A 26,433-nucleotide genomic window follows, 5' to 3' on the forward strand; every position below is an offset into this window, starting at 1 on the left:
TGAATTACATTAGCCAGACGGGGATGCCGATCCAGCCGTGCACGGCAAAAAGCACAACAAGGTAGAAGAGGAAAATGGTGTTGAATGCAAGCGCGATTTTTATCCATTTCTTTCCTATTTTCATCCAGCGCCTATATAATAGGCAGGCTGCCACCGCAACACTGATTCCTAAAAAGAGCATCCCAGCGAAAATGGAAAAGCTTGTCATATTCATATAGGTTAACAGTTCTTTGCTTACGGCTTCAGTCTTTCCCAACAGACGAAAAGAAACAAAAAATGCGATCATTCCGAGGCTGGGCAGAAGTACCAAACAGAGATCTATAACACTTATTTTACGTAGTAGCGCCATCGGTATACCTACAACTGTGTATATCATCGAAAGTAGTGCAGCGATCAGTCCAAGGTAAATAAGTGTCTTCTGCAGCAGCACTGGACCATAGGGAGCCTTCCTATAGAAACCGTTGCCATATCCATGGAAGAAAGGCCTTCCGTCATCGTCAGTTCCCACAACCACTGAGGGGATGATGTCACCTTTGACCCGGAAGATCTTATTACCCATATGGATCAATGAATCAATCTGACCATGGCCTCTATCAACGATCAGTTTGTCACCAGCCACAGAAAGGAGACGTATTCCTCCAAAAATTCTTTTGTGGAACTCCCATCGTTCATTTTTTGGATTTAAAAATTGATAATATCCCAGCATCGGTTCTATCTCATGGCCATCTAGCTCTACGCTGCTCAGTATCGGCGCGGAAACATCCTGAATCAGATACTCTTCGATAAGCTGCGATACTGGATATAGGTTGACATTGGCGTTGGCAGAGATGGCATAGGCAACGCCCTTTTGCCGGTTGAAAAAAATCCACGATACTATCCCCTCTCCTTTACCGTTGTGCCCCCTCAACGGTATCTTTTTGTTATTGGGAAAAAGATCATTACCCAAAGCATATCCCGTTTGCAGCCCTCTTTTGCTCGCCAGCGTGCTGTGTACTCTTTCCATCTCATCGAGATCTTTGGATTTAAGGATGTTGCTATTTTCGTCGGCTGTGAGTAGATAATGCAGGAACCTGGACATATCCGAGGCGTCTGAGACCAGAGCGCTACTGGCTCCATTGGAACTTGGCCCATATAGCGGAAGAGGCTTAAATTTGACGGCGCTAAAATCATAACCCTTCGCAAACGAAATGTGGCTGTTGCCACTTAGGTCAAAAGTAGTGTGCTGCATGCCAAGTGGATCAAGTAGTCTTAACTTTAAGAATTCGTTCCATTGCCTTTTGGAAATTTTTTCTATGATATACCCCAGAATATTATATCCGGGGTTTGAGTATGATGTTCTCTCTCCCGGTTTCCATCGAGAGGTAAATGAACTCTTTACGGACTGGATGGCATCTATTCCTTTTTGCGGTATTCGTTCGGTATTGACCATTTTGCTCACATGGATGTCTTCGAAGCCTGCTGTATGCTCCAATAAATGGACGATCCGGACTGGATTAGTCGATTCCCAGGGATTAGTAAATGGAATTTCTGGGGCTATATCGTGCAATCGATCATTGAGGTCCAACCTACCCTCAGATATCAATATTTGGATACCCATAGCGACGAAAAATTTTGTAACGGATGCCAGATGGAACTGCGTATTTGCATTGACCATGATTTTTTGCTCCAAGTCGGCGTATCCCAATCCCCCCGAAAAGAGGATGCTGTCTTTCTTAACGATCGAAATCATCAGACCGGGAATGTGTTCCTTCTCTAACACCGTGACAAGCTTTTTTAATAAACGCTGCATTTCAGGGTCCGAAGAACTGTCGTGACGGGTAAAGGCCTTAGATAAATTGCACAATAAGACCGTAAGAAGAAGGGCAAGGAATGTAGTTATGTTCGTTCTCATTATTGGTTTTTCTGCCAAAATAAACACGTACAATAGTGTTCAGGTTCGGATTTATCCAGACGAACTAAACAACAAGATTTCTCACAGTTACAGTCAGAAGCAGGATGAATTTTTAAGAACTTACATTGTTCTATAAACCCTGAGGCACGCTATAGGTCATGATCTCCGTGCCGTTGGAATTTCTTACGATCTCTTTTGTATTCCTAAGAATTAATGTATGACTTCCTAGTTTGCTGTAGGATATAAAATCTCCATCCGACGTCTGTCTGCATATAACAAACATATGCCAGTCCCTTTCTGCTGGAAGTGAGATGATTACTTTCTTTCCAGACTTCAGTTCATTTTCTATCGTTTGAAAAAGGCTGTCTATCGGAAAGCTGGCATCCCGGGGCAAAACAAATTTTTGGGAGAAAGTAATACCGTATAATTCTTTATTGTCAAAGTCGCGAAAAGAACCGTCTGCTTTGTTCTGCCATGCGTTTTGAAGGTCGTAAAAGTCAAAATCTACTACTTTATAATACTTTAACACCATTTCGACAGCAGATGGAATGCACGACATTGGAAAAAGCTGATTGTGATTGTTGATGACAGTATCAAAAAAATCAGGATTATCACTTCTTCTTGTTTGCGCCTTCAAATGAAGAACAAATGGTGTGGCTATTAACACAACTAAAGTAAGGAGGATCTTTTTCATCAGTTAACTTATTTTATGATTATAACACAGGAGATGCTGACATCACCCTACAGACCAGACGCATTGCTATAGGTCATGATTTCTGTACCCCTAGACCGTCTCACCAGTTCTTTTGTATTCCTAAGTATTAGCGTATGGGTTCCTAATTTGCTGTAAGAAACAAATTCTCCGTCTGGAGTTTGTTTGTGGACAACAAAAATAGGCCAGCTGTTTTCCAGCTGCAATGCGATAATAACCTTTTTTCCAGACTTCAGTTCATTTTCTATCGTTTGGAAAAGGCTGTCGATCGGAAAATTTTCATTTCGTGGCATCACAAACTTGTGCGAAAATGTAACACCATAAAATTCCTTATTGTCAAAGTCGTGGAAAGAGCCGTCGGCTTTATTCTGCCATTTATATTGCAGGTCATAAAAATTAAAACCCACGGCTTTACAATACTTTAGCGTCATTTCTATGGCTGAGGGGATGCCTGAAACCTCAAAGACTTGATTGTGATTGTTTACGACAGTGTCAAAAAAATCGTATTTGCTATTTTTTTCTGTTTGCCCTTTCGCCTGAAAAATAACCCATGTGGATATTGACATGACTAAAACAAGGAGCATCTTCTTTATCATTTAATTTACTTTTTGATCAATGGAGCATTCGTTTCCTGAGAGGCATCACTCAAGATACTTGTAAAAGATGTGGCATTTCGTTCACCATGATATAATTTGCTCTTACGATGCCGGGATTTAAAGTATGCAGGAAGGTTCTTCTTTTCATTTTTGGTTTATTTTTGATCTTGATTTATTTTATAATTGATTTTCACCCTGGTTTATTATCTAGACTGCCCCCTATTGGATTATCAACCAAAAATGGAACTGCCCGCCTTTAATGCTTAATATTATGCAATATCGTTTAAAGTTTTATATTTTTTGAAAGATAATTTAAAAACAAAGAGATGAACAGCCTTTCTGTTTCAATTTGTTGCCGATTTTTATCATTATTATTCTATGTTCTCTTTGGTAGTCGACACCTCTGTCAGAATAGATTAAATTAACGCTAGAACTTAAATGCAGGATGGATTTGTTTGTGGATTTATTTATCGGCACACTAACATTTATATAAGCTCAAAACGCATACGTTATAGATTATTTTTGCGTTTTCTTGCGTATTTGGTTTTTTATCTATATTCTTATATTAAACTTTAGAAAAAGTGTATATCAACTTCTGATAAAGCTTATATCCATTATAAACTTATGTACAGCACCTTTTTATTTAGAACATAAATCCTTATGAAAATGAAAAAATTCACCGCCCTTATCTGCCTCTTCTTTTTGATTGCCCAATCTGCAATTTCACAGATAACGCCGGGGGCAGATCGAATACCGGAATATATTGACTACCTGAAGGGTAAAAGAATTGGGATGGTGGTGAACCCAACTTCTCGTATTGGAAACAAATTAAGTGTTGACAGTCTCTTATCCTTGGGAGTCAACATAATTAAAGTGTTTGGTCCTGAGCATGGTTTTCGTGGTGACGTTGGAGCTGGTGTCAAGGTAAAAGACGATGTTGACTCCAAAACGGGAATAAAAGTAGTTTCCCTTTATGGAAGAACGAACAAGCCCACGAAGAAGATGTTAGAGGATGTTGACTTAATGATTTTCGATATACAAGATATTGGAGTGCGGTATTTCACCTATATAGGAACCATGCACCGTGTTATGGAAGCTTGTGCGGAGAATGGCAAGGAACTGCTCATTTTGGACCGGCCGAATCCGAACGGATACTTCATCGACGGTCCTATCCTCGACATGAAATATCAATCGGGCATTGGCATGCACCCGGTGCCAATTACTCATGGTATGACAGTTGGCGAATATGCTCAGATGATCAATGGTGAAGGCTGGCTGGCAAATGGCATCAAATGTAATATAAAGATTATACCGGTCGCCAACTATAGTCATGACATGGAATATATTCCACCTGTTCATATGTCGCCTAATATCAACACCTACCAGGCTGTTCTGTTGTACCCGTCTACATGCTTATTCGAAGGAACGGTATTGAGTGAAGGAAGAGGTACAAAATTTCCGTTCACGGTAATTGGAGCGCCGCATTTCAAGGGCATCTATGACTTCTCATTCACGCCTCAAAGTATCGCGAACATGAGTGCTACGCCGATTCATCTAGGAAAAGTGTGTTTTGGACTGGACTTGCGAAATGTGGATCTAAAGAAGGTTAGAAGTGACAAGAAAATAAATCTGTCATGGCTAATTGAAACCTATCGCAACTTTCCTAATAAAGAAATATTCTTTGATAATAAACAGAGCAAGGAAATTGTCATTTTCGATAAGTTGGCAGGAGGCCAATTGTTAGAAGAGCAGATAATATCAGGCATGAACGAAGATGATATCCGTAAAAGCTGGAAGCCCGGCCTTGATAGATACAAGCTGATGCGTGAAAAGTATTTACTATATCCATAATTGAACGCTCGTAAGCACTTTCGACTTGACAACAACCAGGAATGATTCCTTCATGGCGCGAATCTAAGGGTTAAAGGGGCCCGTGGCGTTTTCGGTTAAGATCACGGGCGACAAAGCAAAAAGTAGACGATCTTACTTAGTTTGCGCAATTAGTTTTTCCAATACTGTTTTTAACTCATGACCTCTAAGGTTGCGCGCCAGAATCTTTCCGTTCCTATCTAACAGAAAGTTATCTGGAACACCGTTGAGACCAAAGATCTGGAAGAGTTCACCTTTAAAGCCTCCACTATCGGATAGGTTTGTCCAAGTCAAATTTTCGTCATGGACAGCCTGAAGCCAATCTTTTCTTATTTCATCGATGGATATTCCTAAGATCTCAAAATTTTTCGATCGATATTCGTTATACAGTGACCGTAAATAAGGGAATTCCTGGCGGCATGGGCCACACCAGCTCGCCCAAAAATCTACCAAGACATATTTTCCTTTGAAATCGTCGAGGCTAATGAGCTTTCCATCAGCATTGGGCAGTTCAAACGTGGGAAGACTTTTTCCAATCTCCAACTGAGCAGATGCCATCATCTTTTTATACAGTAATATACCGGAATAACTATTTTTGAGCTGGGCAGACAGGCCGTTATACAATGAGTCCAATAATTCAGGTTGATCTTTCCAGGTTCGAAACGATCTGTTCAGTAGGTAGAGGCTGTAAAAGCTGTTCGGATTATTTTGAATAAATCTTCTTTTTAAGCTATCTACCTGTCTCGTTTTATTGTCTTGGTCTTTATCGGTAAGATATAGGGTTCTTTGCTTTTCAACATAGTCTAAGGCTGATTTATCCAGCGCCGAACCTTTCAATTCATATTTGGACTCGTCTGTATACAAATTATCTTTACTGCCCGACAGCCAACCTGTAAGGCCATGGAAAATTAAATTGTCACCCGGAGAAACCCAAAATGCGTATACAATTTGATCTTTTACCAGCCGGGGATTGAAAGTATTGCCGATAATTAAATTAAAGTGTGTCGGTTCTCCGATACTGCCTCTAAAAGTAAAGGTTCGATCAGCCGACAACTGTAGTGAATCACGGATTACTTTATCATTATTTTTATACATGATCCGATATTTTGCATTCGGAATGGTGTCGATCTTACCATGAATAGTAAAGGTCTCATCGGTCTGCCCTATTGTGATCAAAGGGATTGATAGTAACGGAACCAAAGCTAATTTGACTGGTTTTCTCATCATTTTTGAAATAGACCTATAATTGACTAAGCTATCAGCTATTGGGCAAGAATCCAAATTATAAATTGATCTGATCTGCTCCGAACAATACGCCATTGAAAGTATGCGTACAACAAGAACAGAACGGCTTCATATCCTTAGCGGTTAATGTCGGATTGGTGATTTGAAGTAAGCGGATTGTGTTTAATGCCGTAAGTCTTGGCATTGACTCTTCTATATAATGGAGCCTTCTCTTTATGCATACAGTTCTTTGCTGTTTTATCGCTGTGAAATTCTGGTTCTTCAAAACAATTGTTTCTATCAGCGGAAGTTCAGTTGTTGAATTTTACTTTCTTTAGTGATTGTCGTGTGCCATAGAAATGATCAAATCATACGCTGCTTAGTTGCTTCTCCCGACGACTTTCCTTATTGCTTCTATTTTTGCTCTGTAACCGCGATAAAAAGGAACAAAATCGCTGATTAATATGTCGTTTAAAAACTGGAGACTACCTTCAAATGGTTTAAAAATTTGCGGTTTATAGTCTGGAGACTCACGTATAACATGGCTAGCTTCCCTTAAATACTCGTTTTTTAATGGAAGCTCGATACTATTATTAACAACATTTTTTAGCTGGTAAAGACCCAAAAGAAACACCGGGACGGTTTTATTCAGCCCTGCTTCCCGATACCAGCCGGAAGACAGCCACTGGCACCTGCTATAACACTGTTCCATTTCTTCGAAGTTCGCCCTAATGAGCTGGTAATCTCCTGTAATCACACCATATAGGTATTCTAAAAACGCTCTGTCAAACTTTGATGTAACCTCGCCGATTAATTTTGAATAGAGTTCCTTTGTCTCATTCTTCAAATCAGGCTCGATCACTATTGCTCTGAGTAGGTTTCTACTTAACAGCAGTGTTTTGTCATAGGAAACCGTATTATCCAAAGCAAGTGACTTGGTGTATACTAAACCTTGCAGTTCGGTGTCTTTGTTGACTGCACCTTCGACTATGATCCAGTCAGCAGGTCCGGAAAGGTATGCCCGATTCAACAGCCTCAGTCGTGAATAGGTAAATATGCCGTTTAACAGCTGCTTATAGTCGTTGTCAACGACCGCTTGGTAAATGGCGATATTCAATATTCCCAGTATCTCCTTGTCATTTAGGTTCATCAAAAATAATTCTGAGAATGAGAGCTTATGATAGTGATCGCCCCAGGTATTGGAGTTCAACAAACCGCAATACTCATGATTAGAAGCGGCGGCCATAACCCGGTCAAACAAGCGAATTAACGATTGTTGTATCTCATCAAAATTTTGATGGACCGAATTATTAAACTCCTTTTCAATCTTTTTCATCTATTTGAATTAGTTTCAGCCCTTTTACTTGGATAAAAATATGTCGTATGGAAAATATGGGTTGTCTTTGAAACGACTGCTATCCAATTCCATTTTTTTGGCAATTGCAGCGGCTTCCCATGACCAGTAACCGGTATAGCCCCATTCTCTTAGATGTGAATCGTACCACGCTTCTTCGTTGTGAAGAGAATACCACTCTTCAAGATATTGAACAAGGGCTGCTCCTGCTTCTCGAATAGGAAGATCTATAATTTTTTGTAAGACAACAAATGGTTTGTAATCATTGGTACTTATGCCTTTATTATCAAGTCCTGTAAGAAAATAAATCAATCGGACTGGTTTAAATGATGATTCTATAGGACTGTTCTCCCAAGCGTTTATGAAACGATGCACCGCTGCAGTGTGCTCCTGTAACCTGTCAACAAGAAATAACAATGAACAGCATTTAATAAATAGTGAATTATTTTTGAACTCTTGGGGATCTGCCTTAAGGAGAAAGTCTATCGCTGCATCTAAAGTGGGAATTAATTGATCGATCGGCTCTCCTTTAGCGTAGTCAACCTGAAGTTTCTGAAGCCTGATATTGCAGGCTTCAATAAAATGATGGTTTTCTAGCCTACCGTTTTTCTCTTCATACCGTTGGAAGTCTTCATCGTCATCGCTAATCCACAGATTTATTCTTTCGAGCTCCTTATTGAAGTATTTACTATCTTTATACTGGGCCCTTACTTTTTGCGGTTCCTTATGCTCTCTTGTTGCCCCAAAAATCTTACTGAAAAATCCCATGCTTTTTATTGCTTTAGTAACCAGTTGTCTAGAGCAACCTGATTAAACGAAATCCTAAGGCCACTCTGTACATTTGCTGATCAAAGAGGCAAGCGAGTATAACTTTTATTTAAATCTTACGTACTTATTCTCTATACCTTCATACAGAACCGTCAATGTATCATTCTTCACCGTATATATCCCCTCAGTCTCGTCTTTGGTTTCATTTTCCACGGTAATTAATTTATTATTGTGAATTCTATAGGTGGCCTCGATCTTATTCTGCATTTTACCTTCTCCCAGATACTGAATAAATTGTCCATCTTCTTTAAATTCAAGAATAATCTTTTCGACCGGATTTCCTGTTTCTGATTCCTTCATCAAGCCGCTCCACTTACCGAGCAGCTTAGCATCTTGCTGCATCTGGCTGTTGCAACTCATACTTAGACACCAAGCTAAAATAAATAATATCTGCTTCATCTTAATTTTATTCCTTATCAAAATCAAATATTCTTCCAACAGCTGATCTCATTAGGCAAACTTGGACTCTTTTTATGTTCCTATGCTGCCGATGGATGCCCACCTGATCTGGAATTTAAATTTAACAGTTATTTATTCCTGAGGGCCTCTGGTTCTGGGGAAGTCCGACGATTGGACTTTGTTGTCTTCATTGATTTTTTGTGCTGCTGCCATAGAAACGACCAAATCATTCAACATGGAGCTCGCCGCTGTCGGCGAGTTGGGCAGCAGCACCAAATTGCTTCGGCTATTGGCTCCAATGGCATTCAACGTATCGTAATGTTGAGTAACGACAATTAAAGCAGAGGCTTCCTGAGCGTTAATATTAGCGGCGTTCAACATTTTCACCGATTCCTCCAGTCCTTTGGCAATCTCTCTCCGCTGGTCTGCTATCCCCTGCCCCTGAAGTTTTTTGGATTCTGCCTCGGCCTTCGCAACCGCAACAATTCGTATTCTTTGTGCTTCAGATTCATACTCTGCAGCTGTTTTTTCACGCTCTGCAGCGTTAATCCTGTTCATGGCGTGTTTTACCTGTTCATCGGGATCAATATCCGTCACTAAAGCTTTGATAATATTGTAACCATAGCTTTGCATGGCGTCCTGCAACTCGCTTTTTACAGCGTTTGCTATATCATCTTTTCGTACAAAAACATCATCCAATTTTGTTTTAGGCACTTCCGCACGAACAACATCAAAAACATAGGATGTGATCTGATTTTCAGGATTTTCCAGACGATAATAGGCGTCTTTCACATTTTCTCTGATCACTTGGTACTGAACAGAGACTTTTATCTTTATGAAAACATTATCCAATGTTTTGGTGTCGATGATCACATCCAATTGCTGTATTCTGAGATTCAAACGTTTGGCAATCTGATCCAAAAAAGGAATTTTTAAATGCAAGCCGGCGTGGCTTACCTTTAAAAACTTGCCTAATCGCTCAACCACAGCGGCGGTTTCCTGTTTTACCGTAAAAAAAGATGCAAATAATGTGATAAGTCCGAAAAAGACGATAACTCCTAAAAATATCATAACTTAAATTTTGATTGATGATACACAAATTTACGTCTTTACATCGTCATTCCTATAGCAATCCCATTATTTTTCGGTAAGAATAAGTTGCCAACTACTTTTTGCTCAATTTCTGTAAACGCTCTTTGGCAGATGGAACGATATCGTCATTGCCTTCATAATTATCAATTAAGCTTTTCAATGTACTCTTTGCCTGGAAAGTGTCGCCCTTGCGGGTATAGATATCTGCTAACAATAGGAAACTTCTGGCCACCCAGTACTCGTGTGCTCCCCTATTATTGATCACATCAAAGGCCGTTTCTTGGGCTTTATCGTATTGCTTATTTTCATATTGCAGTTGTCCAACACGATACCGTGCCTCTGCACCGACCGCTCCCTGGCTCTTGAGAGCGGCGAGACTGAGCTCTTTCATGGCGGACTCTTTGTTACCCTCCTGTAATAAGGCTCTTCCGCTATATAAGTATGCCTTGGCAATTTCCTCCTCAGAAGCGCCAGGGTAATCTTTTATCAACTTTACATACTTGGCCATCTGCTCCATATCGCCGAGTTCGAAATAACATGCGATCAAGTTAGTTACAGCGTAGCCATAATGTTTTTTATATTCTGAATTGAGCTCTAATTTTTTGAGGTGTACTATGGCCTCATTGTACTCTTTGAGCTCCAGATATAGCGCAGCAACCGTCAGAAGGGTATTCTCTGTATATTTGCTCGTCCAGTCATTCAGGATGATATTTAGGTCGTGCAACGCTTCCTTCGGATGCCCGGTACGATATGAGCTGACCCCGCGGATGTAACGCGCGTATTTCTCTTGTTTGGGCTTTGGAAACTTATCAAAATAGGCGTTGATCGCTTCCACAGCTGCTGCATACTCTCCCTTGGTAAACAAAGAATGGGCTGCTTTGAACGCCATATCATCTTGCTCCAAAGGACTCAGGTTACTGACATCAGTGCCGATCGCATAACGGATATAGCTCGACGCATCGCCCTGATCGAGGTAGATGTTCTCGATGAAACGCATTGCTTGTTGTGCCTCATCGGTCTTGGCATATCTCTCCACGACCTTTTGGAAGGTCGCTTTTGCTGCCTCGGGCTGATCGTTGTTGTACTGCACGAGTCCTATCGTCATTAATGCCCGGGGAAGATAGCTACTACGTGGATACTTGTCTATCATAGCCTGCAAGCCTTCGATAGCCCGGTCATAATCTCCCATAGTGAAGTATGTGTATGGGATCTCAAAAGCCGCGTCATCTGCATAGTTGGAGCTTGGAAATTGTTTTACGACAGACCGCAGGGTACTTAATTTGGTTTCATTGTCTCCCTGCAATCCAAAGATAACACCTCTTTGGAACAAAGCGTAGTCCTGATTGGGAGCTTTACTGTTGATCAGCTGATCATAGTACTGGTTGGCGCGACCATAGTTGCGTAGACACAAATAAGAATCGCCCAAACGTGCGATGACGTCATAACGTATGCTCTGATCTACAGAACTTCCCTCGGCAGCCAGGAAACGTTCAAAATAATCGGCCGCCATACCAAAACTGTTATTGCGGAATGCTGCATATGCCAGGCCATAATTTGCATAATTGTATACTTCAGTATTTCGGGCGGCAGGCAACCGAAGGAAACGGGAGAAATTTTCCACCGCCTCGCCGTATTTCCGCACTTCATACATCGCTTCCGCTTTCCAATAGGTGGCCAATGCAGCCATTTCTGCATCAACCGGAAATTTTTCCGATCTCATGAACATCGATATACTATTTTCGAAAGCACGTTCGTTATAAAACTCCAAGCCACGGTAGTACGTTGCCTTTTGATAGGTCGCATCTGTTTCCCTTGCCCGATCCTTTATCGATTCCAGTAGACTTACCCCAGCATGAAAGTTACTGGTGCCCAGTAAGATTTGAGCTGACAGTGTTTCGGGACGTTCTTGTTTTTGGGTACCCGGATCAAGATCACCATATTCTTGAGTGATATATCTCGTGAGAACTTGCTGTGCGGCCTGGGTAGAGTCCAATTCGAACAGGATCTTGGCATAGTTATATAGTCCATCTACTTTTAATTGTGGGTCGAAATCCAAGTTCATCGCCTTAACAAATGCATTTCGTGCGCCTTGTTTATCGCCAGTTTCCATCGCAATATGACCTAAAGTCATTATGGAACCTTGATAAAAAGCATCTGAAGCCACTAGCGACCGCAAGATAGAGGCCGCTCTTTCGTATTCGTGTGCTTGGTAGGCCAGAAAGCTAATGCGATAATTATCAATATTGTTGCGTGAAGCATTGGGATGCCGTTTCAGTAACTCGTGGTAATAAGCTTGCCTGAATCCCTTTCTTGAAAAATAGGTAGCGGTAGCGATTTGGCGCAGTTCAGCTTCAATGGCTTCCCGGTTGATATGGCGCATATCGGGACTTCTGCGAACCTTAACGGCATCGGCCAACAACGGCCGGTAGTCGCGTACGACATCAATGGAATCCATAGTGGCCACTTGCCCTTCATTCCGTTGCTCACTGGACTGTGGCTTCTCTTTCTTCTCTTTTCGCTGCTTGTCCACTTCCTGCGCATATCCTGTAACCAGCGTTGCCGAAAGTACCCCGGTAAGCAGGTATTTCAGGTAGTTGTGGCTGATTCTTTCTTTCAATATCATTGTTCGTCCGTATTTCTGAGTTTTCCAAACATTCCCTTTGTAGAGGAGACAATATCTTGATGTTTCTCTAGTTAGTACAACCAAAACTAAAGAATTCCGATCACAAATTAGGTAAACCGTCAGTAAAAAATTGGACATGTACCACTATCGACAACAGAATGGGATTATGGGGACGGATGCTCTCAGCGTAAGAAGAAAGGCGCCCTTTTGGCGCCTTCCTGTAATTAAATTGTATTTTCCCAAGCTTTTAACTGATGATCTTTCAACATGTCTTCAATTACCTTAGGAACGACATTTCTGAATTTTCCTTCATCAGAAGGTACAATATCGATCATACGGTCGATCATTTCTTGCGGATCCATTTTGCCCTCTGGAGTTGCAAAGAAGTCATCAAATCCTTTGCGCAGGTCAGCTCGTTTGGTGAAGTTGACTTCATCATCTAACCAACGGAACGGATTGTCTGCCATGGTTTCATTATAGCCAGTGTAATAGGCTCCCGGATTGATAGTCTGTACTTTGATCCCGTATGCCTGAAGTTCTTGCTGCAAGGCTTCTGCAAAGGATTCCAGTGCGTGCTTGGTAGACACGTAGGTTCCCCAGTTGGCCGGTGTAAACAAACCTCCCATGGATGAAGTGAATACCACTTTTCCCTTTTTACCTTCTCTTACCCATCGTTGGACGACGCCCTGAGTTAGAACTAAGGGTAAAAAGACATTGACCTCATAATTTTTTCTGACCAGATCCACAGGAATCTCCCACACTGGTCCTGCTTCTCCCATACCTGCATTGTTCCAGAGTATATCAAAATCCCATTTTAAAGCTTGCTTGATGTCATACTGATCGGTAAGGTCCAGACGCTCCACACGGATCTTATCGGATAGACCCAATGCTGCTACTTCTTCGCGAAGTGGGGTCACCTGTGACGATACATGCACTGTGGCGATGATGTTATGTCCGTTTTTAGCCATCCCTATTGCTGCTCCTTTGCCGAAGCCTGAACCTGCTCCTGTAATTAAAATTGTTTTAGTTTTCATTATTGTAAATTTTGAGTTAGTAATTATTATTGGTTATTGCCTTTGTGTTTTTTTGAACTATTAAATTGCACTTTGATGGAAAATTTCCGCTCCTGCGGTCGCTATTTGAAGGTCTTCGGTAACTGCTCCCCCTGAAACTCCGATGTATCCAATGATTTCGTTATCCTTTACAATAGGCAGACCACCCGCGAAACCGACTAATCCGCCGTTTGTGTCTACCATCCCATAGGTAGCGGCTTGGGGCTTTAGATATTCGCCCACGTTTTCGCTGCTCGTTCTGAAAAGACTGGCGGTCTTCGCTTTTTTTATGGCAATATCCATTGACCCTAAAAAAGCATAATCCATTCTTTCGAACGCTTTCAAATGCCCCGCTGTATCTAAGACAGCAATGTTGGCATTTACATTCAGTTGTATCGCTTTGGCTCTGGCCATCTGTACAACTTGTCGTGTTTCATCAAGATTGATTTCCATAATGTTGTAAGTTTTTCATTCTGCTATGACAAAGTTGCAACACATTTAACCGGTTCCTTATAGGAAAAAAATCCCTGTTATTATGAAAATCAAACCTGTTGTCCTTTTTTCCCACTTTTCCTATCTTTATAGGACAAAACCAGATATTAGATCTATGAAAACCCGTTCGGACCACAAGGAAATTGACCTTCTTCGAAACTTTCCTGAGTTGACGCCTATTTATAGGGAATCCCTTGATTCTAAGCAGATCAAAGTATTTAATCGAGAAATTGAGGATTGTAGAAATTATCTTTCGGCCAATAGACGGGATTTCTATAAAATACTAATGATCACGGGCGGCTACGGAGTGTTTACGCTGGGGCTAAACAAGTATCAGATTGACAGACCTACGATTATTTATATTCATCCAAATGATATTATCTCCTGGCAGAAAACATCAGGTGAATCCGCTGGGTACTACCTATTGTTTAAGAAAGATTTTATCAATCATCATCCTATGCTGAAGTCTACAATTGACAGATTGGCCTTGTTTAGCGACAAAAACAAAAGTGTAATCTGTGTTGAAGAGAGTGATTTACCCGGATTTAAACGGCTCTGGGAAAGTATGTATCAGGAACAGGAAAATCAATTGGGTGCAGAAGCTATCCAAGCATATATCCAATTGTTGATGATTGATAGTGCAAGAATGTCGAAAACTGTCGTTCCCGAACATACAGAAGATGATTATGATCATATCCACCGCTTTTTCGGACTGCTTGAGCAAGAGATTGCTAAGATCAATTATGAGAATTCAATTAAGCTGAGGACCGCTCAGGAATTTGCCGATTCCATGCAGCTGCATCCAAATTATTTGAATCGAATATTAAAAAAAAGAACCGGGCAAAATGTGAGTACGCACATAAAGGCAAGGTTGTTAGATGAAAGTAAAGCTCTTTTGCTGCAGACATCATGGTCCTTAGAACAGATAAGTTATGCCGTGGGATTTTCGGATCAGCCCAATTTTAATTTCTTTTTTAAAAAATACACAGGTGTAACACCCAATACGTATCGAAAAACGGCAATACGGTAGCCATGGCTTTATTATTTTCGTTTCTTCTCTGCTTGGCTATCCGAAAAATTCAGTCAAAAGAATGTAAATGTGCGCGGTATGCGGTACAAGTTACCCGTTCAGTTTCGAAGTACTGATGCGGGCCTAACCGTAATCCTTCTATTTGCATTTCTTCCAAAATTTTTAGATACGAGTCATTGGTCTACCAAGTTTAAGCCGAAATGTCGCTTTCCATCTTGTGCTACCGTCACTAAAATAGTTTATACTTCTTGCAGATAATTTCTCTTACTGGGATTTAGTTTTTTCTCAGGTTCTTCCGGAATCTCCAATATATGAGGCCACTCGACCCCACATATTTTCAGTCAGTACTTATCCTTTCGGAGCGAATAAATCATCTGAAAAATCTGTGGATCTACCATTGATTTAGTAAATTTCTATTAAATTTACTAAATCAATGGAATTAGACCTCATATTAAAAAGTATCGCCGAGCATGTTACATTAAACCTGCAAGAACAGGAATTTGTAATTTCACTTCTGAAAGTCAAAAAGGTAAGACGTCGGCAATATTTACTTGAAGCAGGAGACATTCAACGACATGGTATTTTTGTTAACTCCGGCTGTCTACGAAGCTTTTCGGCCTGCAAAAACGGAATTGAACGTAATCTGCAGTTTGCCCCTTCAGGTTGGTGGATCGGAGACCTCAATAGCCTAAAATATAGACAGCCCAGCATATTGTATATAGATGCGATATTCGATAGTGAAATAATCATGCTCGCAAACTCGGACCAAGAAATGCTTTATCAATCTATACCTCAGATGGAACGGTACTTTCGGTTAATTACCGAGCGAGCTTATATACGAAGCCAACAACGTTTGGTCGAAACGTTGAATATGCAGGCAAAAGAACGTTATGAGCAATTTTGCAAGCATTACCCTGACTTGATCAGGTCTCTTCCCAAAAAACATATTGCTTCTTATATTGGTGTGACCCCTGAATTTTTAAGTACTATAGTCTAATAGCTATAGTTTTTATTCTTTTGATATATAGAGTCCCATTGATCACAATGTGGAATACTTAAGGTATATTAAGTTTAATACTTAATATACCTTATTCTTCGCCATAACTTCTCTCTTTAACTTTACCTAACGAAAGCAAACGGCGCACCTATCCTTTTGGGAGTTTATAACACACCCGTACTGTTTGAAGTGAAAGGAACTATTTGCGACCTTTTAAATGTTAAACAAATTAGTTAAATAATTAAACACTCGTATCAAATTTAAAAGTTATGGCACTTACAACACGGATAAATGCGAATGATGTCGCATTTCTATTAATTGATCATCAGAGTGGTCTATTTCAGACAGTGAAGGACATTGAAGTACCCACGTTAAGGAGTAATGTTGTTGCACTCGCTCAGATCGCGGCAGTCGAAAACATCCCTGTGATCACGACGGCCTCTGAACCAAAAGGGCCTAACGGCCCTTTGATGCCTGAAATCCACGAGATTGCGCCTCATGCGCAATATGTGGGTCGCACAGGCGAGGTAAATGCTTGGGATACTCCTAGCTTTGTTGAAGCTGTAAAAGCTACTGGTAAGAAAAAATTGGTTATTGCCGGTGTATTAACAAGTGTTTGTGTGGCTTTCCCTGCAATTTCCGCAGTTGCCGAGGGTTATGATGTTTTCGCTGTCATAGATGCTTCCGGCGATATGAGCTCGTTGTCTACCCAGGTTACAGTAGCAAGATTACAAATGGCTGGCGTCATCCCAATTACTACCACAGCTGTAATCAGTGAGATACTGAAGAGCTGGAAACATACGAAAGCTCAAAGATATGCCAACGCACTTTCTTTGGTGATGCCTAATTATCAGGCCTTGATTGAAAGTTATTATAAAGCACAGGAAGTCGCTCTTGAAAAATAAATTGGCGTTCTAGTCGCATGTTCTACCGCGGGATGATATTGAATCGTTCGTCCCGTGGTAATCTTGTCCTCTTCACCCATTCGGATATCATGCCTTCATGGATACTAAGTTCGCGGGATGGGTATTTGATGCTCAAATGGGTGTTATTGCAAAAATATTGCCCCTCAAAAGTTTTAGTCCAACTTTTGAGGGGCAATTCTCTTTTTGAACAACCGTATTATCGATTGCTATGATGATAGCTTAATCGAGTGTCCCGAATTTCCCAGCCTGATAATCTTCAAAGGTCTGATAGATCTCTTCCTGAGTATTCATCACGAAAGGACCGTAACTTGCAATGGGCTCATTGATAGGTTCACCACTCAAAACGAGCAATACGGCTTTTTCCGTCGCCCGAATAAAAATCTCTTCTCCGTCATTTCTAAACAGGATAAAGCTATGCTCTTTGACTAATTCTTCATTCACCTCGATCTCACCATTAACGACCAGTATAGCCGAATTATGCGTTCGGGGAAGCGAAAAATCAGTGCGACCGCCTTTTTCCAGTTTGATGTCGAACACGTTCACCGGCGTATACGTACTCGCGGGGCCTTTTGTATCTTCAAAATTTCCTGCGATTACATTGACGAGCCCTGCTCCCTGAGGCAGCTTCACTTTACCCATTTGGTCAGCCGCGATCGCCTGATAATGTGGCGATGTGACTTTATCTTTCGCAGGCAGATTCACCCATAATTGTACCATTTCAAAAGGACCACCTGTCTTCGAAAAGTTTTCCTCATGATATTCTTTATGCAATATTCCCGCGCCAGCAGTCATCCATTGTACATCGCCCGGATGGATAACTCCACTATTGCCGGAACTATCATGGTGAGCAACGCTTCCTTTATAAGCAATTGTCACTGTTTCAAATCCTTTATGGGGATGGACATCAACACCGCGAAGATGGTCAGAAGGGCCAAAATCATACTCAGCGTTAAAATCTAATAACAAGAATGGACTCATTCTTTCCTTTGTAATACCCCTACCCGGCACCATATTAAACACGCGGAAACCGTCACCCACCATACTTGGGCGGGCTGGACGAGGAAAGATTTTTTCAATTGATTTTTTCATTTTATGAACTCCTATTTTACACCTTTATCGCATCGTTGATCAGGCTGAGAATATATTTCATCGTTACATCAACGGTGTATACAAATTTACCTTATATAACTGCTCTAAAGATTAATGTACATTAAGAAATAACATCCATGTGTATCACTCATTAAACTTAATACTCGAGTGACCTTTGTACCAACGATCCGATTTTAGCAGCTGCGTAGCCACAAATCGCTCAAACTGATGATCGGTATTTCGCATGACGGGTCCGTGTCCAAAACATATGATAGCAGGACTCAGTTTTGCTAATTTCTGCAATGATTTGATATTGAGTTGCTGATCTGAAGTAAATAGCTTTGGTGGCAGCCGCAGGCCTGTGGCTGTGGTAAGCAGATTCATATTCGTCGCTACGTCACCGAGTATGAGAACACCGTCTCGTTCACGGAACAAAGAAATGTGCCCGGCCGAATGTCCGGGTGTCTCTATGACCCGAAAGTTTCCAATCCTATCGTTTTCTACGACCGTCCCTGCGACGGAATGCCCCTGCCCTGCCCAATATTTTTGTTGAAGTCTGGCGACGCAATGATGCGGAGCTGGGTAGTCGCTGGTTACCAAGCCTGATTCGGTTCTGAATACTTCAGCAGGATGACAGAATAAGGGAATGTCAAAATCCGCACATACCCGATCGCTACAGCCTTGGTGATCTGCGTGTGCATGCGTCAGGATATGTTGGTAAACGTGAATGCTCTGGAGAGCTTGCTTTATGGCCGTATAGGAACTTCGTATACCGGAGTCTACCAATACACCTTCTATAATATAGCAATTAATGCTATCGCGGGGCAGCAGTGAAAGCTGGTACACTTCAGGAGCAATTTGACGTAACATAGTTCTTTTTACGCAAATGTACAGCACTGATTTCTCATTGATAAGGACATTTGTCCTATAATACATTGAGTTTATGTATTTGTCCTTTGGCACGTGTAAGCGACCGCTGGGTGATGCCGAGGTAGGATGCGAGATCTTGATTAGTTACGCGCTGGACGAGCATCGGTTCACTGCACAGGACATGGCGATATTTATCCACTGCAGACCGATTGTTGTAGTTCAGTAGATAACGTTCTTTCTGTTTATACTCCTGCTCCAATATCGACTTTATAATGCTGTTCCAAGCATTGACATTAAGTAGCAAATGCTGATAGCCGGGATAGTTTATTTCATAGATTATACTATCTTCTATCGCCTGGATACTCCTGCAGGATTTTTCCTGCGCCACAAACTCAGCAAACGAGGTGACAAATTCGTTTTCAAACTTAAAGCAGGTGATATTTACCTTCCCTTCGTCGTCGGTAGCATAGGCTTTTACAGCTCCGCAGGCAATAAAGCCTATGTGGCGACAGAACTCATCTTCACGCATAAAAAAGTCGCCCTTTTTTAAGATGATCCGCCGGAAGAACGGTATAGAACACTCGACTTCCTCAGCTGATAGCTGTCCCGTTGAAAATAGATAACTTGTTAATACATCAGCCATTATGTGTTATTTCGATCTTTTATTTCGTTCATTTGCTGTCTACGGATTATATGGTAGATCCTGTCTCCAAATCTAGCAATTATCGTACAGGCAAAAAAACGTAGCGAACGAATTCTTCGGCATGACGCCCGCCAGTAGCTGACGCATGCGGCATTTATTATATGATTAATTTTAAACCGAACGAAATATTACGGCCGGGAAGTGGCGCCAAGTATTTAAGGGTTGAGTTTTGCGGACGTGCTTCGGTATTCAGTAGGTTTGTTCCACTAATGAAATACATAATTTCATAGCTTTTAATTCTCATTTTATAACCCAATTGTCCTGCTACCAGCGAGTAAGCAGGCATTGCCGGTTCCATATTGATATTTTTACCTAAATATCGTTGTTTCAAGTACCGTTCGAAATTGCCACTTCCGAAGAAGTTTTTGAATTGTACTGACAATGAAATTCCATATCGGCTTGTTGGTAGATTTGGCATGTAGTCGCCTTCTGCCCATTTACGCATGCTGTCATCGGAGGTATTCATATTTTTGACAAGATCAGCATAAGCATTCATTTCTACCTGGCGATTTGCAGACCATGTATGCATATAGCCGCCTTCCAGTTCCCAGCCGTGAATTTCCGTGTCCGATGCCCGCCATTCTTTTACCAAGAATCCACCGGAGCGAGAAATGCCGGTATGGGCAAGATATAAATAATTCTTAAAAAAGCTTCGATAACGGGCGGCCGATAATTTAAACCCACCATGTTTTATTCCCCCAGAAAACTCATAGGAGTTTGAAAGCTCCTTCACTAACCGGTCGTCCCCATTCTCCTCTACCAACATTGCAAAATGATCATTACCAGCGTAAAGCTCATTAACCCCTGGAGCGCGCTCCGCATGGGAGAATGTAGCTTGTACATAAGCAATATCAAATAAGGTATATCGCATATCTCCAGAAAGCTGGTTTAACTGAAAATGCCGGTCAGAGAGACTTCCTCCGGAAAGCCCCCGGCTCCGCTGGTAAGTGGGATCGCTCAGCGCACGGCGGCTAGCCCAATCATGACGATAGCCCAGCTTAAAAGCAATCGGGTAAAAATCAAGCGACTGCAACGTAAACATCCCACCTTCACAACTCGAACTATTGGGAATATAGCGCCGCTCACCTTGTCCCTTTAATTCCAGATAGGAAAAGTCAAATCCGCTGACACTATGCCAAAAAAAACTGAATTGCTGTGTTAGCTCTGTACGAAGCGTATGGCGCTGGCTATCAAACTTATTGACACGATATTTGCCCAGAAGTTCGCGATCATCGGATAGTTCACCTCTATACTTCAGTTTGATCTCTGACATCAGTTTTGTTTTTGTTTTTAAGGCAGATTCCAATTGCCAGGCATAGGAATAAGTACGTGTATTGATTGCTTCATAGACCGGAATCCAGGCCGCTGTATGGCTGTGGACAGGCCTATTCAGCTGAGCAAATCCGGGGACACCATAATAACCTTCAAGGGCATATAACCCCAGACCTATCCGAAAGTTTTCCCTGAGGTAACTAGCTCCTGCATTAACCGAACGTCTGTCGGCATGACTGTTGGGCATTATGCCCTTTTTCACAGGAGCGTAATCTGTAATCCCATGGACAACTTCGGAATAAAGTGGCGTATTTGGATCTTGTCCCGCGATATATTTGTCATTTTTAGGGTTCGGTACCCTTTCGCCATTGATAAACGAATAACTTTCGAAGGTATATAGATCAGCTTCGGACAAGCCCCAGGTTGGATCGCCCATGTTATCGAGTACAAACCGGCTCAAATACGGATATAAGGTCAGATTTTGAACGGTCTCGCGCTCGACGTTTACCTGTGCCATGGCGGCGGTTAGTGGATCAATTGTTGGATCATAGGCAATCGGAGCTTTAGTATTACCGGGTATTTTGAGATGACCATGCGCTTGTCGCATAGCGCCGATATGTGCCGCCCAGTAATTTCCAATATTGGTGTTCAGAGAGAGCGATTGGATATTTCCGCTATTCGTACCCAATTCTGATACCGCCTGGCCTTTGATCCGCTTTTCTAAACGAGCTATAGGAATCGTATTATCTTGCAGATTTACCGCCCCACCGATCGCTTTTCCGCCAAATAATACAGTCGAAGCTCCTTTATACAGGTCTACTTCACGTAGATTGTGGATATCAATATTGGGGTTTAGGTTTGGACTGATTCCCGATAAATCATTGATCGAAAGACCATTGTTCAACACACTGACTCTGCTTCCGCTAAGACTGCGTATCATGGGCATCCCCACATTGGGCCCAAAAGAAGCGTTCTGCACGCCTGAAATATGGCTCAAAGTCTCGCCAATCGTCTGTGCTTGGGCACGGTCCAGCTGATTTCGATCAAGCTTTGTCTTCTGCCATTGATCCATGATAAGGCCGGTCGCGCGCGCGGTCGGCAGCTTGATGTTTCGCAATGTATCGACTGATGCTTCGTTTTGTGCCTGTACAGATCCTGCAGTCACCAACGTAGCCAGGGATGCGAAAAATATTCTTTTCTGATGGGGTACCATATTGTAATCTATTCCTGTGTGTGCTGCAAAAATAGAAAAGAAAGTATTAAATGCAATAATGTTGCATTAATAATTTACAATCATTACCTTCGTCAAAATTTTTCAAACGATATGAAATACATCAACACACGATCTGCTATCACAGCTGCCCTGATCCTTATGTTCAGCGGTCTATCATCTTGTAAAAAGGAAACAACCCCCGCTCCTTCTGAAATCCTGCTGTCGTTGCCTTCGCAGGTTAGTCTTCGCTACGGCGAGACCCGGGAGATTAAATTGTCGGATAACCTATTCTCAGCTGCTGGACTGACGTTCAGCTTTGACTTTTCCCAGACCCAGGATGTCAATATCGGTAACGGATATAAACTCAGCGACAGACTAAACCAGGCTATTAAATATCATAGCGAAAGCCAAAGTATACAGATTAACAGTGCACTGCTGTATCCAAATGGTGCTCAGTCCATCGATGCGCGTATTCCTGATGAATATAGGATCACGTTGGTTGCTAAAGAATCGCATGGTGCGGTGGTAGCCAAGGAAAGTTTTTCATTAAAAATAAGTAGTGGAATGATTGGTATCAAGGGGCTAAAAAGCGACAGCGGGTTACCTTATTCCTACGTGCTGTATAGTGACCAAGCGACTGTTTTTGAAATCGATCCTCTTGGGCTTCCTACTGCTGGCGCTAGCTTTCATTTAAAAATGAAAGATGGGCAGGAACATATAGCTTCCATCGTGGGCGCGAATATCAAACTTTCCAAAGATGCCGGCGATCCGGAAAAGAAAGCTGAACAATCCTTCGAACTAACTCCAGAACTTAGGAAAGATGGTTTTCCTGTGGCTTCGACAACCTTAAGGGTCATCCTCATTCCACAAATTAAATTTTTGTTTGGGCAATATTACCCCGACCTAAATCTGACCATCGATTTCAGTCTCCTCCATATTGGTCTTTCAAACGGTTATGTGTCTGCAGCACCTACTCTTTATCCCGAGAAATATAAATCTACTTTTGAGCTTGTTTCGATACAAAAGGATGGGCTCGCGTTTGCTGATACGGAAAAGCTGTTTAGCGTAAATACCCAAACAGGGGAGATTACCGTGAAGAAAAGTGAAAGCTTAATGGCTGGTAGTTACAAGATAACGATTAAGGCACTGACAACTACAGGTCTTGAGTTTGTTACGTCCCTTACGCTAGTGATGTCAGCAGGATAGTCAAACTAACTATACATTTACCGCCGTGCCCCAAAAAAGGCAGGCGGTAAACATCCATGAAATATTCAATGGCTTATTCAATGGCTTAGTCCCGCGAATCGAGGTTGCGAAGAATGCTGTAATCGATATAAAATGTGCCAAAGGGCACAAAACAGGCCAAAAGGACCTTCCAAGTCGTTTCCCGAAATTTCCACCGCTCTTCGACGCCAACCCGAAGTGCATTGAAAATGAAAAGAAGAAACAATGCGCCGTGCACAGGACCTATAGCCTTTACAGCTGCAGGGTTGTCAAAAAAATGTTTCATCGGTACTGCTACAAAAACAAGTACGAGCAAAGAAACGCCTTCCAAAAAAGCGAGCAGCCTTAGCCGGCCGACAGATGTAATAAAATAGTGTTTCATCTTTAGTGTATTCTTAAATAGGGTCTATTCGCCAGTGGTGAAAATGGCCAAGGTATAGCGATAAAAATGATTAACAGAGCGATTGAATACCAGAGGAGCATGGTCCTAAACTTTTCCCGATCAGCAGTCCTGCGCTTGGCGAGGGCCGACCCGATGGTAAGTATCACGATAGAGGCCAGCATCAGGATCACATGGATCAGCCCAAAAAAGGTCATGTCGAAATCCTGAAATGATTCCGATGACCAGTAGCCCTTGGCGATCTGACTATTCGTAAACAGCATGATTCCCAGCATCAGTTGGACATGCGCAATAGTTGCCGTCCAGTGCCTGACGCTGTCATCGGCCTTGGTGAACGGGGTGTCTTTGAAATACCCTATGGATGCCTTGTAGATCGCATAAAGCAAAAAGCCCAGTACAAGCCATCGTGTCCATGAATGTAAAAGTAATAATGTGGAGTGCATTGTATGTTGATATTTGTCTTTGTAATACATTATTTGCGGAATGGATACGCGCCGAATTTGTGAACGCGGCTCCCGATTTCAAAGATACATTAAAAACATACTATATGGTATGTTTTTAATGTAAAAAAATTACTCCGGTTAGCTGTAGCGGCAAATTGAGCATTACGTTCAGCATTGCCTGCAATATAGCCCAATGCAGTTATCTGAGGCTCGCCAAGTAATTCTTTAATTCTTTCAGGTAGGGCAAATAAACGGTTTTGCTGTTTGCCAGTTTTCCGAAATTCCGGATGCCCCAATAGCCAGATATGACAAAAAGCGTAACTTGCCCAGGCACCACATCGGCGCGAATCAGCCCATCCTGCTGCCCTCTTTCAAGTGCCGCCACCATGACCTTTGCCCATTCATCCGCAAGCTCTTCCAGTACTTTAGTGAACTTGGAATCCCAGGGCGTCATTTCCTGGGTGAAATTGGCTGCGGGACAGCCATATTCGACCTGTAAGAATTCATCTTCCAACAATAGATAACGGATCAGCCCGTAGATGCTATGGACAGGATCTGCCCCAGACCGTAAAGGCTCGATAAAACTTCCGTTTAAAGTCGGTTTTAGTATTTCGTTTATGATGGCTAGGCCCATTGCATCTTTCGATTTGAAGTGATAATAGAATGCTCCCTTGGTCACCGCTGTGGTGGCAATTATTTCGTCGATGCTGGTGTTTCGGTATCCTTTTGCATAGATAAGCTCAAAAGCTTTACGAAGGATCATTAACCGGGTTGTTTCTGCCTTTTTCATGGTAAATACGCTGTGTTCGTTATTGTCCTTTGAAAGATACCCATAATTGGGTGTTCTCTGCGTTTTAATTTTCATTTCTTCTTGTCAAGCTGCTCAATATAATCTAAGATTAGCCTGATGCCCTCATCGTGAGGAACGGTCGTGCCGATCTTGGGCATATGAAGCTCACCGGAAATGGTGATTCTGCCGGCAATTTTCGCTTGCTTGAACAAGATACCTGTCTCATTCACTGGAGTCTCATACCTCAGGTCAAGTTGGGTAATGCCGCCAATACCCCCGGGACTGTGGCAATGTGCACAGTTGATGTCCAAGTAAGCCCGTGCCCGCTGGTCCAGCGGTGTGGAAAGAGCCTTATAGTCGGTCATCTTGTCTATTGCCGCTAACGATTTGAGTTCCAGCTTCCCCCTTTGTCTGAGGTAATCCAGCTGATTCACTCGCTTATCCCCTCGGTCGATTTGGACATTGAGATTTCTGAGTTTGGGGCCGATCGGAAAGAGACCACTACCCTGCCGGTGGCATGCGATACAGTCCGCCCTGGATGGAATTTTGTAGGCAGTTTTCCTATTCCTTCGCTTTTCATCCCAGAACGTAACTGCAACGGTATCGCCCCTGGTCAGTAAGAAGGCGTCATCTTGCCTCTCGTTCCATCTATAGGTAGCTGCATTCCACTGCGATTTATGCTTAATCAGCAGTCGCGTTTCTATAATACGTTTTCCGGCTCCAGGTTTTCTAACGGTGTCGACATAAAAAAAGGTCTTGGCCAGTATCGTACCGTCCGGAAAGTCGGGAAGCCCGCTCCCTAGGGCAACCATCTTTCCACCTTGGGGAAGCAGAAGAATACGTTGCTTTTCAGCATAATCGGTAAAGAGCGCTGACGAAACTTCTAGCTGCTCAGCCTCTGCTATTGGCGTAAGGTCTGACAACTTACCCTGAAATAATCCGTATTGGGAAAGCTTCTTCTTGAACTCAATATTATCTTCAATATTTGAATTTATGCCATTGTCGTTTAGTACGATCAAAAGTGCCGGTATAAAGATAATACCCAATAATACGATATAAGCCTTATTCATGAATGTTGACTCGTTTTGGACCAATGGCACAAATGTAAAACAATAACATACTATATAGTATGTTTTTAATGTCAATTTTCGCTGAAAACTGGATAAAATCCTTGCGAAGATCTTCCACCGAGCTTAAACCACGCGAAACGCGATAGCTATTTATTCACCTTTTCATATAAATATCTTTTTTCGTGAACGGCATAGTTCTCGAAATTGTTATGTTTTATAGTTGAAGACGGTCTACAAGCGAAATCTTCTCAGCTTTCGACTTAAGTATCACGCA

At 42.0% G+C, this 26,433-nt stretch carries 24 protein-coding genes; 5 read left to right on the forward strand and 19 right to left on the reverse strand.

The window, feature by feature from the left end:
* Positions 1-4: 4 nt before the first annotated feature.
* The 3 genes from K7A41_RS18120 to K7A41_RS18130 form a co-directional block, all read right to left on the reverse strand.
* Entirely contained in the window at positions 5-1,891 is a 1,887-nt protein-coding gene (locus K7A41_RS18120; protein ID WP_265714804.1) for a serine hydrolase domain-containing protein, read from the reverse strand.
* A gap of 130 nt (positions 1,892-2,021) precedes the next feature.
* Positions 2,022-2,585 carry a hypothetical protein gene (locus K7A41_RS18125; RefSeq protein ID WP_265714805.1) on the reverse strand — a complete coding sequence of 188 codons (564 nt, stop codon included), beginning with the start codon at positions 2,583-2,585 and terminating at the stop codon, positions 2,022-2,024.
* A gap of 47 nt (positions 2,586-2,632) precedes the next feature.
* Positions 2,633-3,199 (reverse strand): hypothetical protein, encoded by a 567-nt coding sequence (locus K7A41_RS18130; RefSeq protein ID WP_265714806.1) that lies wholly within the window; start codon positions 3,197-3,199, stop codon positions 2,633-2,635.
* A gap of 666 nt (positions 3,200-3,865) precedes the next feature.
* Between K7A41_RS18130 and K7A41_RS18135 the strand changes: the two genes are divergently transcribed.
* The gene (locus K7A41_RS18135; protein WP_028069650.1) at positions 3,866-5,050 is read left to right on the forward strand and encodes an exo-beta-N-acetylmuramidase NamZ domain-containing protein; all 1,185 of its coding nucleotides are present in this window, start codon (positions 3,866-3,868) and stop codon (positions 5,048-5,050) included.
* 132 nt (positions 5,051-5,182) lie between these two features.
* Here K7A41_RS18135 and K7A41_RS18140 read toward each other — a convergent pair whose 3' ends face one another.
* The 8 genes from K7A41_RS18140 to K7A41_RS18175 all read right to left on the reverse strand — a co-directional run bounded on the left by K7A41_RS18140 (position 5,183) and on the right by K7A41_RS18175 (position 14,093).
* A complete protein-coding gene (locus K7A41_RS18140; protein ID WP_265714807.1) occupies positions 5,183-6,295 on the reverse strand; it encodes a TlpA disulfide reductase family protein in 1,113 nt (370 codons plus the stop codon).
* 376 nt (positions 6,296-6,671) lie between these two features.
* Positions 6,672-7,628, reverse strand: coding sequence for a hypothetical protein (locus tag K7A41_RS18145; protein WP_265714808.1), 957 nt, complete (start codon positions 7,626-7,628; stop codon positions 6,672-6,674).
* Between the two features lie 24 nt (positions 7,629-7,652).
* Positions 7,653-8,414, reverse strand: coding sequence for a PoNe immunity protein domain-containing protein (locus tag K7A41_RS18150; RefSeq protein ID WP_028069648.1), 762 nt, complete (start codon positions 8,412-8,414; stop codon positions 7,653-7,655).
* A gap of 105 nt (positions 8,415-8,519) precedes the next feature.
* Complete coding sequence (locus K7A41_RS18155) at positions 8,520-8,834, reverse strand: hypothetical protein (protein ID WP_265714809.1); 315 nt, start codon at positions 8,832-8,834, stop codon at positions 8,520-8,522.
* Positions 8,835-9,005: 171 nt separating this feature from the next.
* The gene (locus K7A41_RS18160; protein WP_028069646.1) at positions 9,006-9,944 is read right to left on the reverse strand and encodes an SPFH domain-containing protein; all 939 of its coding nucleotides are present in this window, start codon (positions 9,942-9,944) and stop codon (positions 9,006-9,008) included.
* Positions 9,945-10,038: 94 nt separating this feature from the next.
* Positions 10,039-12,588, reverse strand: a complete 2,550-nt coding sequence (locus K7A41_RS18165; protein WP_265714810.1) for a tetratricopeptide repeat protein — start codon at positions 12,586-12,588, stop codon at positions 10,039-10,041.
* 224 nt (positions 12,589-12,812) lie between these two features.
* Positions 12,813-13,622 (reverse strand): SDR family oxidoreductase, encoded by an 810-nt coding sequence (locus K7A41_RS18170; RefSeq protein ID WP_265714811.1) that lies wholly within the window; start codon positions 13,620-13,622, stop codon positions 12,813-12,815.
* 60 nt (positions 13,623-13,682) lie between these two features.
* Positions 13,683-14,093, reverse strand: coding sequence for a GlcG/HbpS family heme-binding protein (locus K7A41_RS18175; RefSeq protein WP_265714812.1), 411 nt, complete (start codon positions 14,091-14,093; stop codon positions 13,683-13,685).
* A 154-nt stretch (positions 14,094-14,247) separates the two neighbouring features.
* Here K7A41_RS18175 and K7A41_RS18180 point away from each other — a divergent pair, with 154 nt between their 5' ends.
* The 3 genes from K7A41_RS18180 to K7A41_RS18190 all read left to right on the forward strand — a co-directional run bounded on the left by K7A41_RS18180 (position 14,248) and on the right by K7A41_RS18190 (position 17,064).
* Positions 14,248-15,162, forward strand: coding sequence for a helix-turn-helix domain-containing protein (locus K7A41_RS18180; protein ID WP_265714813.1), 915 nt, complete (start codon positions 14,248-14,250; stop codon positions 15,160-15,162).
* A gap of 433 nt (positions 15,163-15,595) precedes the next feature.
* The gene (locus K7A41_RS18185) at positions 15,596-16,159 is read left to right on the forward strand and encodes a Crp/Fnr family transcriptional regulator (protein WP_265714814.1); all 564 of its coding nucleotides are present in this window, start codon (positions 15,596-15,598) and stop codon (positions 16,157-16,159) included.
* 269 nt (positions 16,160-16,428) lie between these two features.
* Entirely contained in the window at positions 16,429-17,064 is a 636-nt protein-coding gene (locus tag K7A41_RS18190) for an isochorismatase family protein (RefSeq protein WP_265714815.1), read from the forward strand.
* Between the two features lie 240 nt (positions 17,065-17,304).
* On the opposite strand, the gene K7A41_RS18195 is transcribed toward K7A41_RS18190, so the two are convergent.
* From K7A41_RS18195 to K7A41_RS18210, 4 genes are all read right to left on the reverse strand, one after another.
* Entirely contained in the window at positions 17,305-18,174 is an 870-nt protein-coding gene (locus K7A41_RS18195; protein WP_265714816.1) for a pirin family protein, read from the reverse strand.
* 144 nt (positions 18,175-18,318) lie between these two features.
* The gene (locus tag K7A41_RS18200) at positions 18,319-19,044 is read right to left on the reverse strand and encodes an MBL fold metallo-hydrolase (protein ID WP_051606766.1); all 726 of its coding nucleotides are present in this window, start codon (positions 19,042-19,044) and stop codon (positions 18,319-18,321) included.
* A 55-nt stretch (positions 19,045-19,099) separates the two neighbouring features.
* On the reverse strand, positions 19,100-19,687 hold the full coding sequence (locus K7A41_RS18205) for a Crp/Fnr family transcriptional regulator (protein WP_265714817.1): 588 nt from the start codon (positions 19,685-19,687) through the stop codon (positions 19,100-19,102).
* 157 nt (positions 19,688-19,844) lie between these two features.
* A complete protein-coding gene (locus tag K7A41_RS18210) occupies positions 19,845-22,232 on the reverse strand; it encodes a TonB-dependent receptor domain-containing protein (protein WP_265714818.1) in 2,388 nt (795 codons plus the stop codon).
* Positions 22,233-22,343: 111 nt separating this feature from the next.
* On the opposite strand from K7A41_RS18210, the gene K7A41_RS18215 reads away from it, so the two are divergent.
* Positions 22,344-23,438, forward strand: a complete 1,095-nt coding sequence (locus K7A41_RS18215) for a hypothetical protein (RefSeq protein ID WP_028069636.1) — start codon at positions 22,344-22,346, stop codon at positions 23,436-23,438.
* Positions 23,439-23,523: 85 nt separating this feature from the next.
* On the opposite strand, the gene K7A41_RS18220 is transcribed toward K7A41_RS18215, so the two are convergent.
* The 4 genes from K7A41_RS18220 to K7A41_RS18235 form a co-directional block, all read right to left on the reverse strand.
* Positions 23,524-23,838 (reverse strand): DUF3817 domain-containing protein, encoded by a 315-nt coding sequence (locus K7A41_RS18220; protein WP_028069635.1) that lies wholly within the window; start codon positions 23,836-23,838, stop codon positions 23,524-23,526.
* A 2-nt stretch (positions 23,839-23,840) separates the two neighbouring features.
* Positions 23,841-24,299 (reverse strand): hypothetical protein, encoded by a 459-nt coding sequence (locus K7A41_RS18225; RefSeq protein ID WP_028069634.1) that lies wholly within the window; start codon positions 24,297-24,299, stop codon positions 23,841-23,843.
* Between the two features lie 199 nt (positions 24,300-24,498).
* Complete coding sequence (locus K7A41_RS18230; protein ID WP_265714819.1) at positions 24,499-25,164, reverse strand: TetR/AcrR family transcriptional regulator; 666 nt, start codon at positions 25,162-25,164, stop codon at positions 24,499-24,501.
* Complete coding sequence (locus K7A41_RS18235; protein WP_051606763.1) at positions 25,161-26,159, reverse strand: hypothetical protein; 999 nt, start codon at positions 26,157-26,159, stop codon at positions 25,161-25,163. The genes K7A41_RS18230 and K7A41_RS18235 overlap by 4 nt, the downstream gene beginning before the upstream one ends.
* Positions 26,160-26,433: the final 274 nt, after the last annotated feature.

This window comes from Sphingobacterium sp. InxBP1 (assembly GCF_026191775.1).
GTDB classification, from domain to species: domain Bacteria; phylum Bacteroidota; class Bacteroidia; order Sphingobacteriales; family Sphingobacteriaceae; genus Sphingobacterium; species Sphingobacterium thalpophilum.

Excerpts from the sequence above, each read along its gene's own strand:
- K7A41_RS18120 (WP_265714804.1), bottom strand. The coding sequence starts at position 1,891 with ATGAGAACGAACATAACTACATTCCTTGCCCTTCTTCTTACGGTCTTA.
- K7A41_RS18125 (WP_265714805.1), bottom strand. The coding sequence starts at position 2,585 with ATGAAAAAGATCCTCCTTACTTTAGTTGTGTTAATAGCCACACCATTT.
- K7A41_RS18130 (WP_265714806.1), bottom strand. The coding sequence starts at position 3,199 with ATGATAAAGAAGATGCTCCTTGTTTTAGTCATGTCAATATCCACATGG.
- K7A41_RS18135 (WP_028069650.1), top strand. The coding sequence starts at position 3,866 with ATGAAAAAATTCACCGCCCTTATCTGCCTCTTCTTTTTGATTGCCCAA.
- K7A41_RS18140 (WP_265714807.1), bottom strand. The coding sequence starts at position 6,295 with ATGATGAGAAAACCAGTCAAATTAGCTTTGGTTCCGTTACTATCAATC.
- K7A41_RS18145 (WP_265714808.1), bottom strand. The coding sequence starts at position 7,628 with ATGAAAAAGATTGAAAAGGAGTTTAATAATTCGGTCCATCAAAATTTT.
- K7A41_RS18150 (WP_028069648.1), bottom strand. The coding sequence starts at position 8,414 with ATGGGATTTTTCAGTAAGATTTTTGGGGCAACAAGAGAGCATAAGGAA.
- K7A41_RS18155 (WP_265714809.1), bottom strand. The coding sequence starts at position 8,834 with ATGAGTTGCAACAGCCAGATGCAGCAAGATGCTAAGCTGCTCGGTAAG.
- K7A41_RS18160 (WP_028069646.1), bottom strand. The coding sequence starts at position 9,944 with ATGATATTTTTAGGAGTTATCGTCTTTTTCGGACTTATCACATTATTT.
- K7A41_RS18165 (WP_265714810.1), bottom strand. The coding sequence starts at position 12,588 with ATGATATTGAAAGAAAGAATCAGCCACAACTACCTGAAATACCTGCTT.
- K7A41_RS18170 (WP_265714811.1), bottom strand. The coding sequence starts at position 13,622 with ATGAAAACTAAAACAATTTTAATTACAGGAGCAGGTTCAGGCTTCGGC.
- K7A41_RS18175 (WP_265714812.1), bottom strand. The coding sequence starts at position 14,093 with ATGGAAATCAATCTTGATGAAACACGACAAGTTGTACAGATGGCCAGA.
- K7A41_RS18180 (WP_265714813.1), top strand. The coding sequence starts at position 14,248 with ATGAAAACCCGTTCGGACCACAAGGAAATTGACCTTCTTCGAAACTTT.
- K7A41_RS18185 (WP_265714814.1), top strand. The coding sequence starts at position 15,596 with ATGGAATTAGACCTCATATTAAAAAGTATCGCCGAGCATGTTACATTA.
- K7A41_RS18190 (WP_265714815.1), top strand. The coding sequence starts at position 16,429 with ATGGCACTTACAACACGGATAAATGCGAATGATGTCGCATTTCTATTA.
- K7A41_RS18195 (WP_265714816.1), bottom strand. The coding sequence starts at position 18,174 with ATGAAAAAATCAATTGAAAAAATCTTTCCTCGTCCAGCCCGCCCAAGT.
- K7A41_RS18200 (WP_051606766.1), bottom strand. The coding sequence starts at position 19,044 with ATGTTACGTCAAATTGCTCCTGAAGTGTACCAGCTTTCACTGCTGCCC.
- K7A41_RS18205 (WP_265714817.1), bottom strand. The coding sequence starts at position 19,687 with ATGGCTGATGTATTAACAAGTTATCTATTTTCAACGGGACAGCTATCA.
- K7A41_RS18210 (WP_265714818.1), bottom strand. The coding sequence starts at position 22,232 with ATGGTACCCCATCAGAAAAGAATATTTTTCGCATCCCTGGCTACGTTG.
- K7A41_RS18215 (WP_028069636.1), top strand. The coding sequence starts at position 22,344 with ATGAAATACATCAACACACGATCTGCTATCACAGCTGCCCTGATCCTT.
- K7A41_RS18220 (WP_028069635.1), bottom strand. The coding sequence starts at position 23,838 with ATGAAACACTATTTTATTACATCTGTCGGCCGGCTAAGGCTGCTCGCT.
- K7A41_RS18225 (WP_028069634.1), bottom strand. The coding sequence starts at position 24,299 with ATGCACTCCACATTATTACTTTTACATTCATGGACACGATGGCTTGTA.
- K7A41_RS18230 (WP_265714819.1), bottom strand. The coding sequence starts at position 25,164 with ATGAAAATTAAAACGCAGAGAACACCCAATTATGGGTATCTTTCAAAG.
- K7A41_RS18235 (WP_051606763.1), bottom strand. The coding sequence starts at position 26,159 with ATGAATAAGGCTTATATCGTATTATTGGGTATTATCTTTATACCGGCA.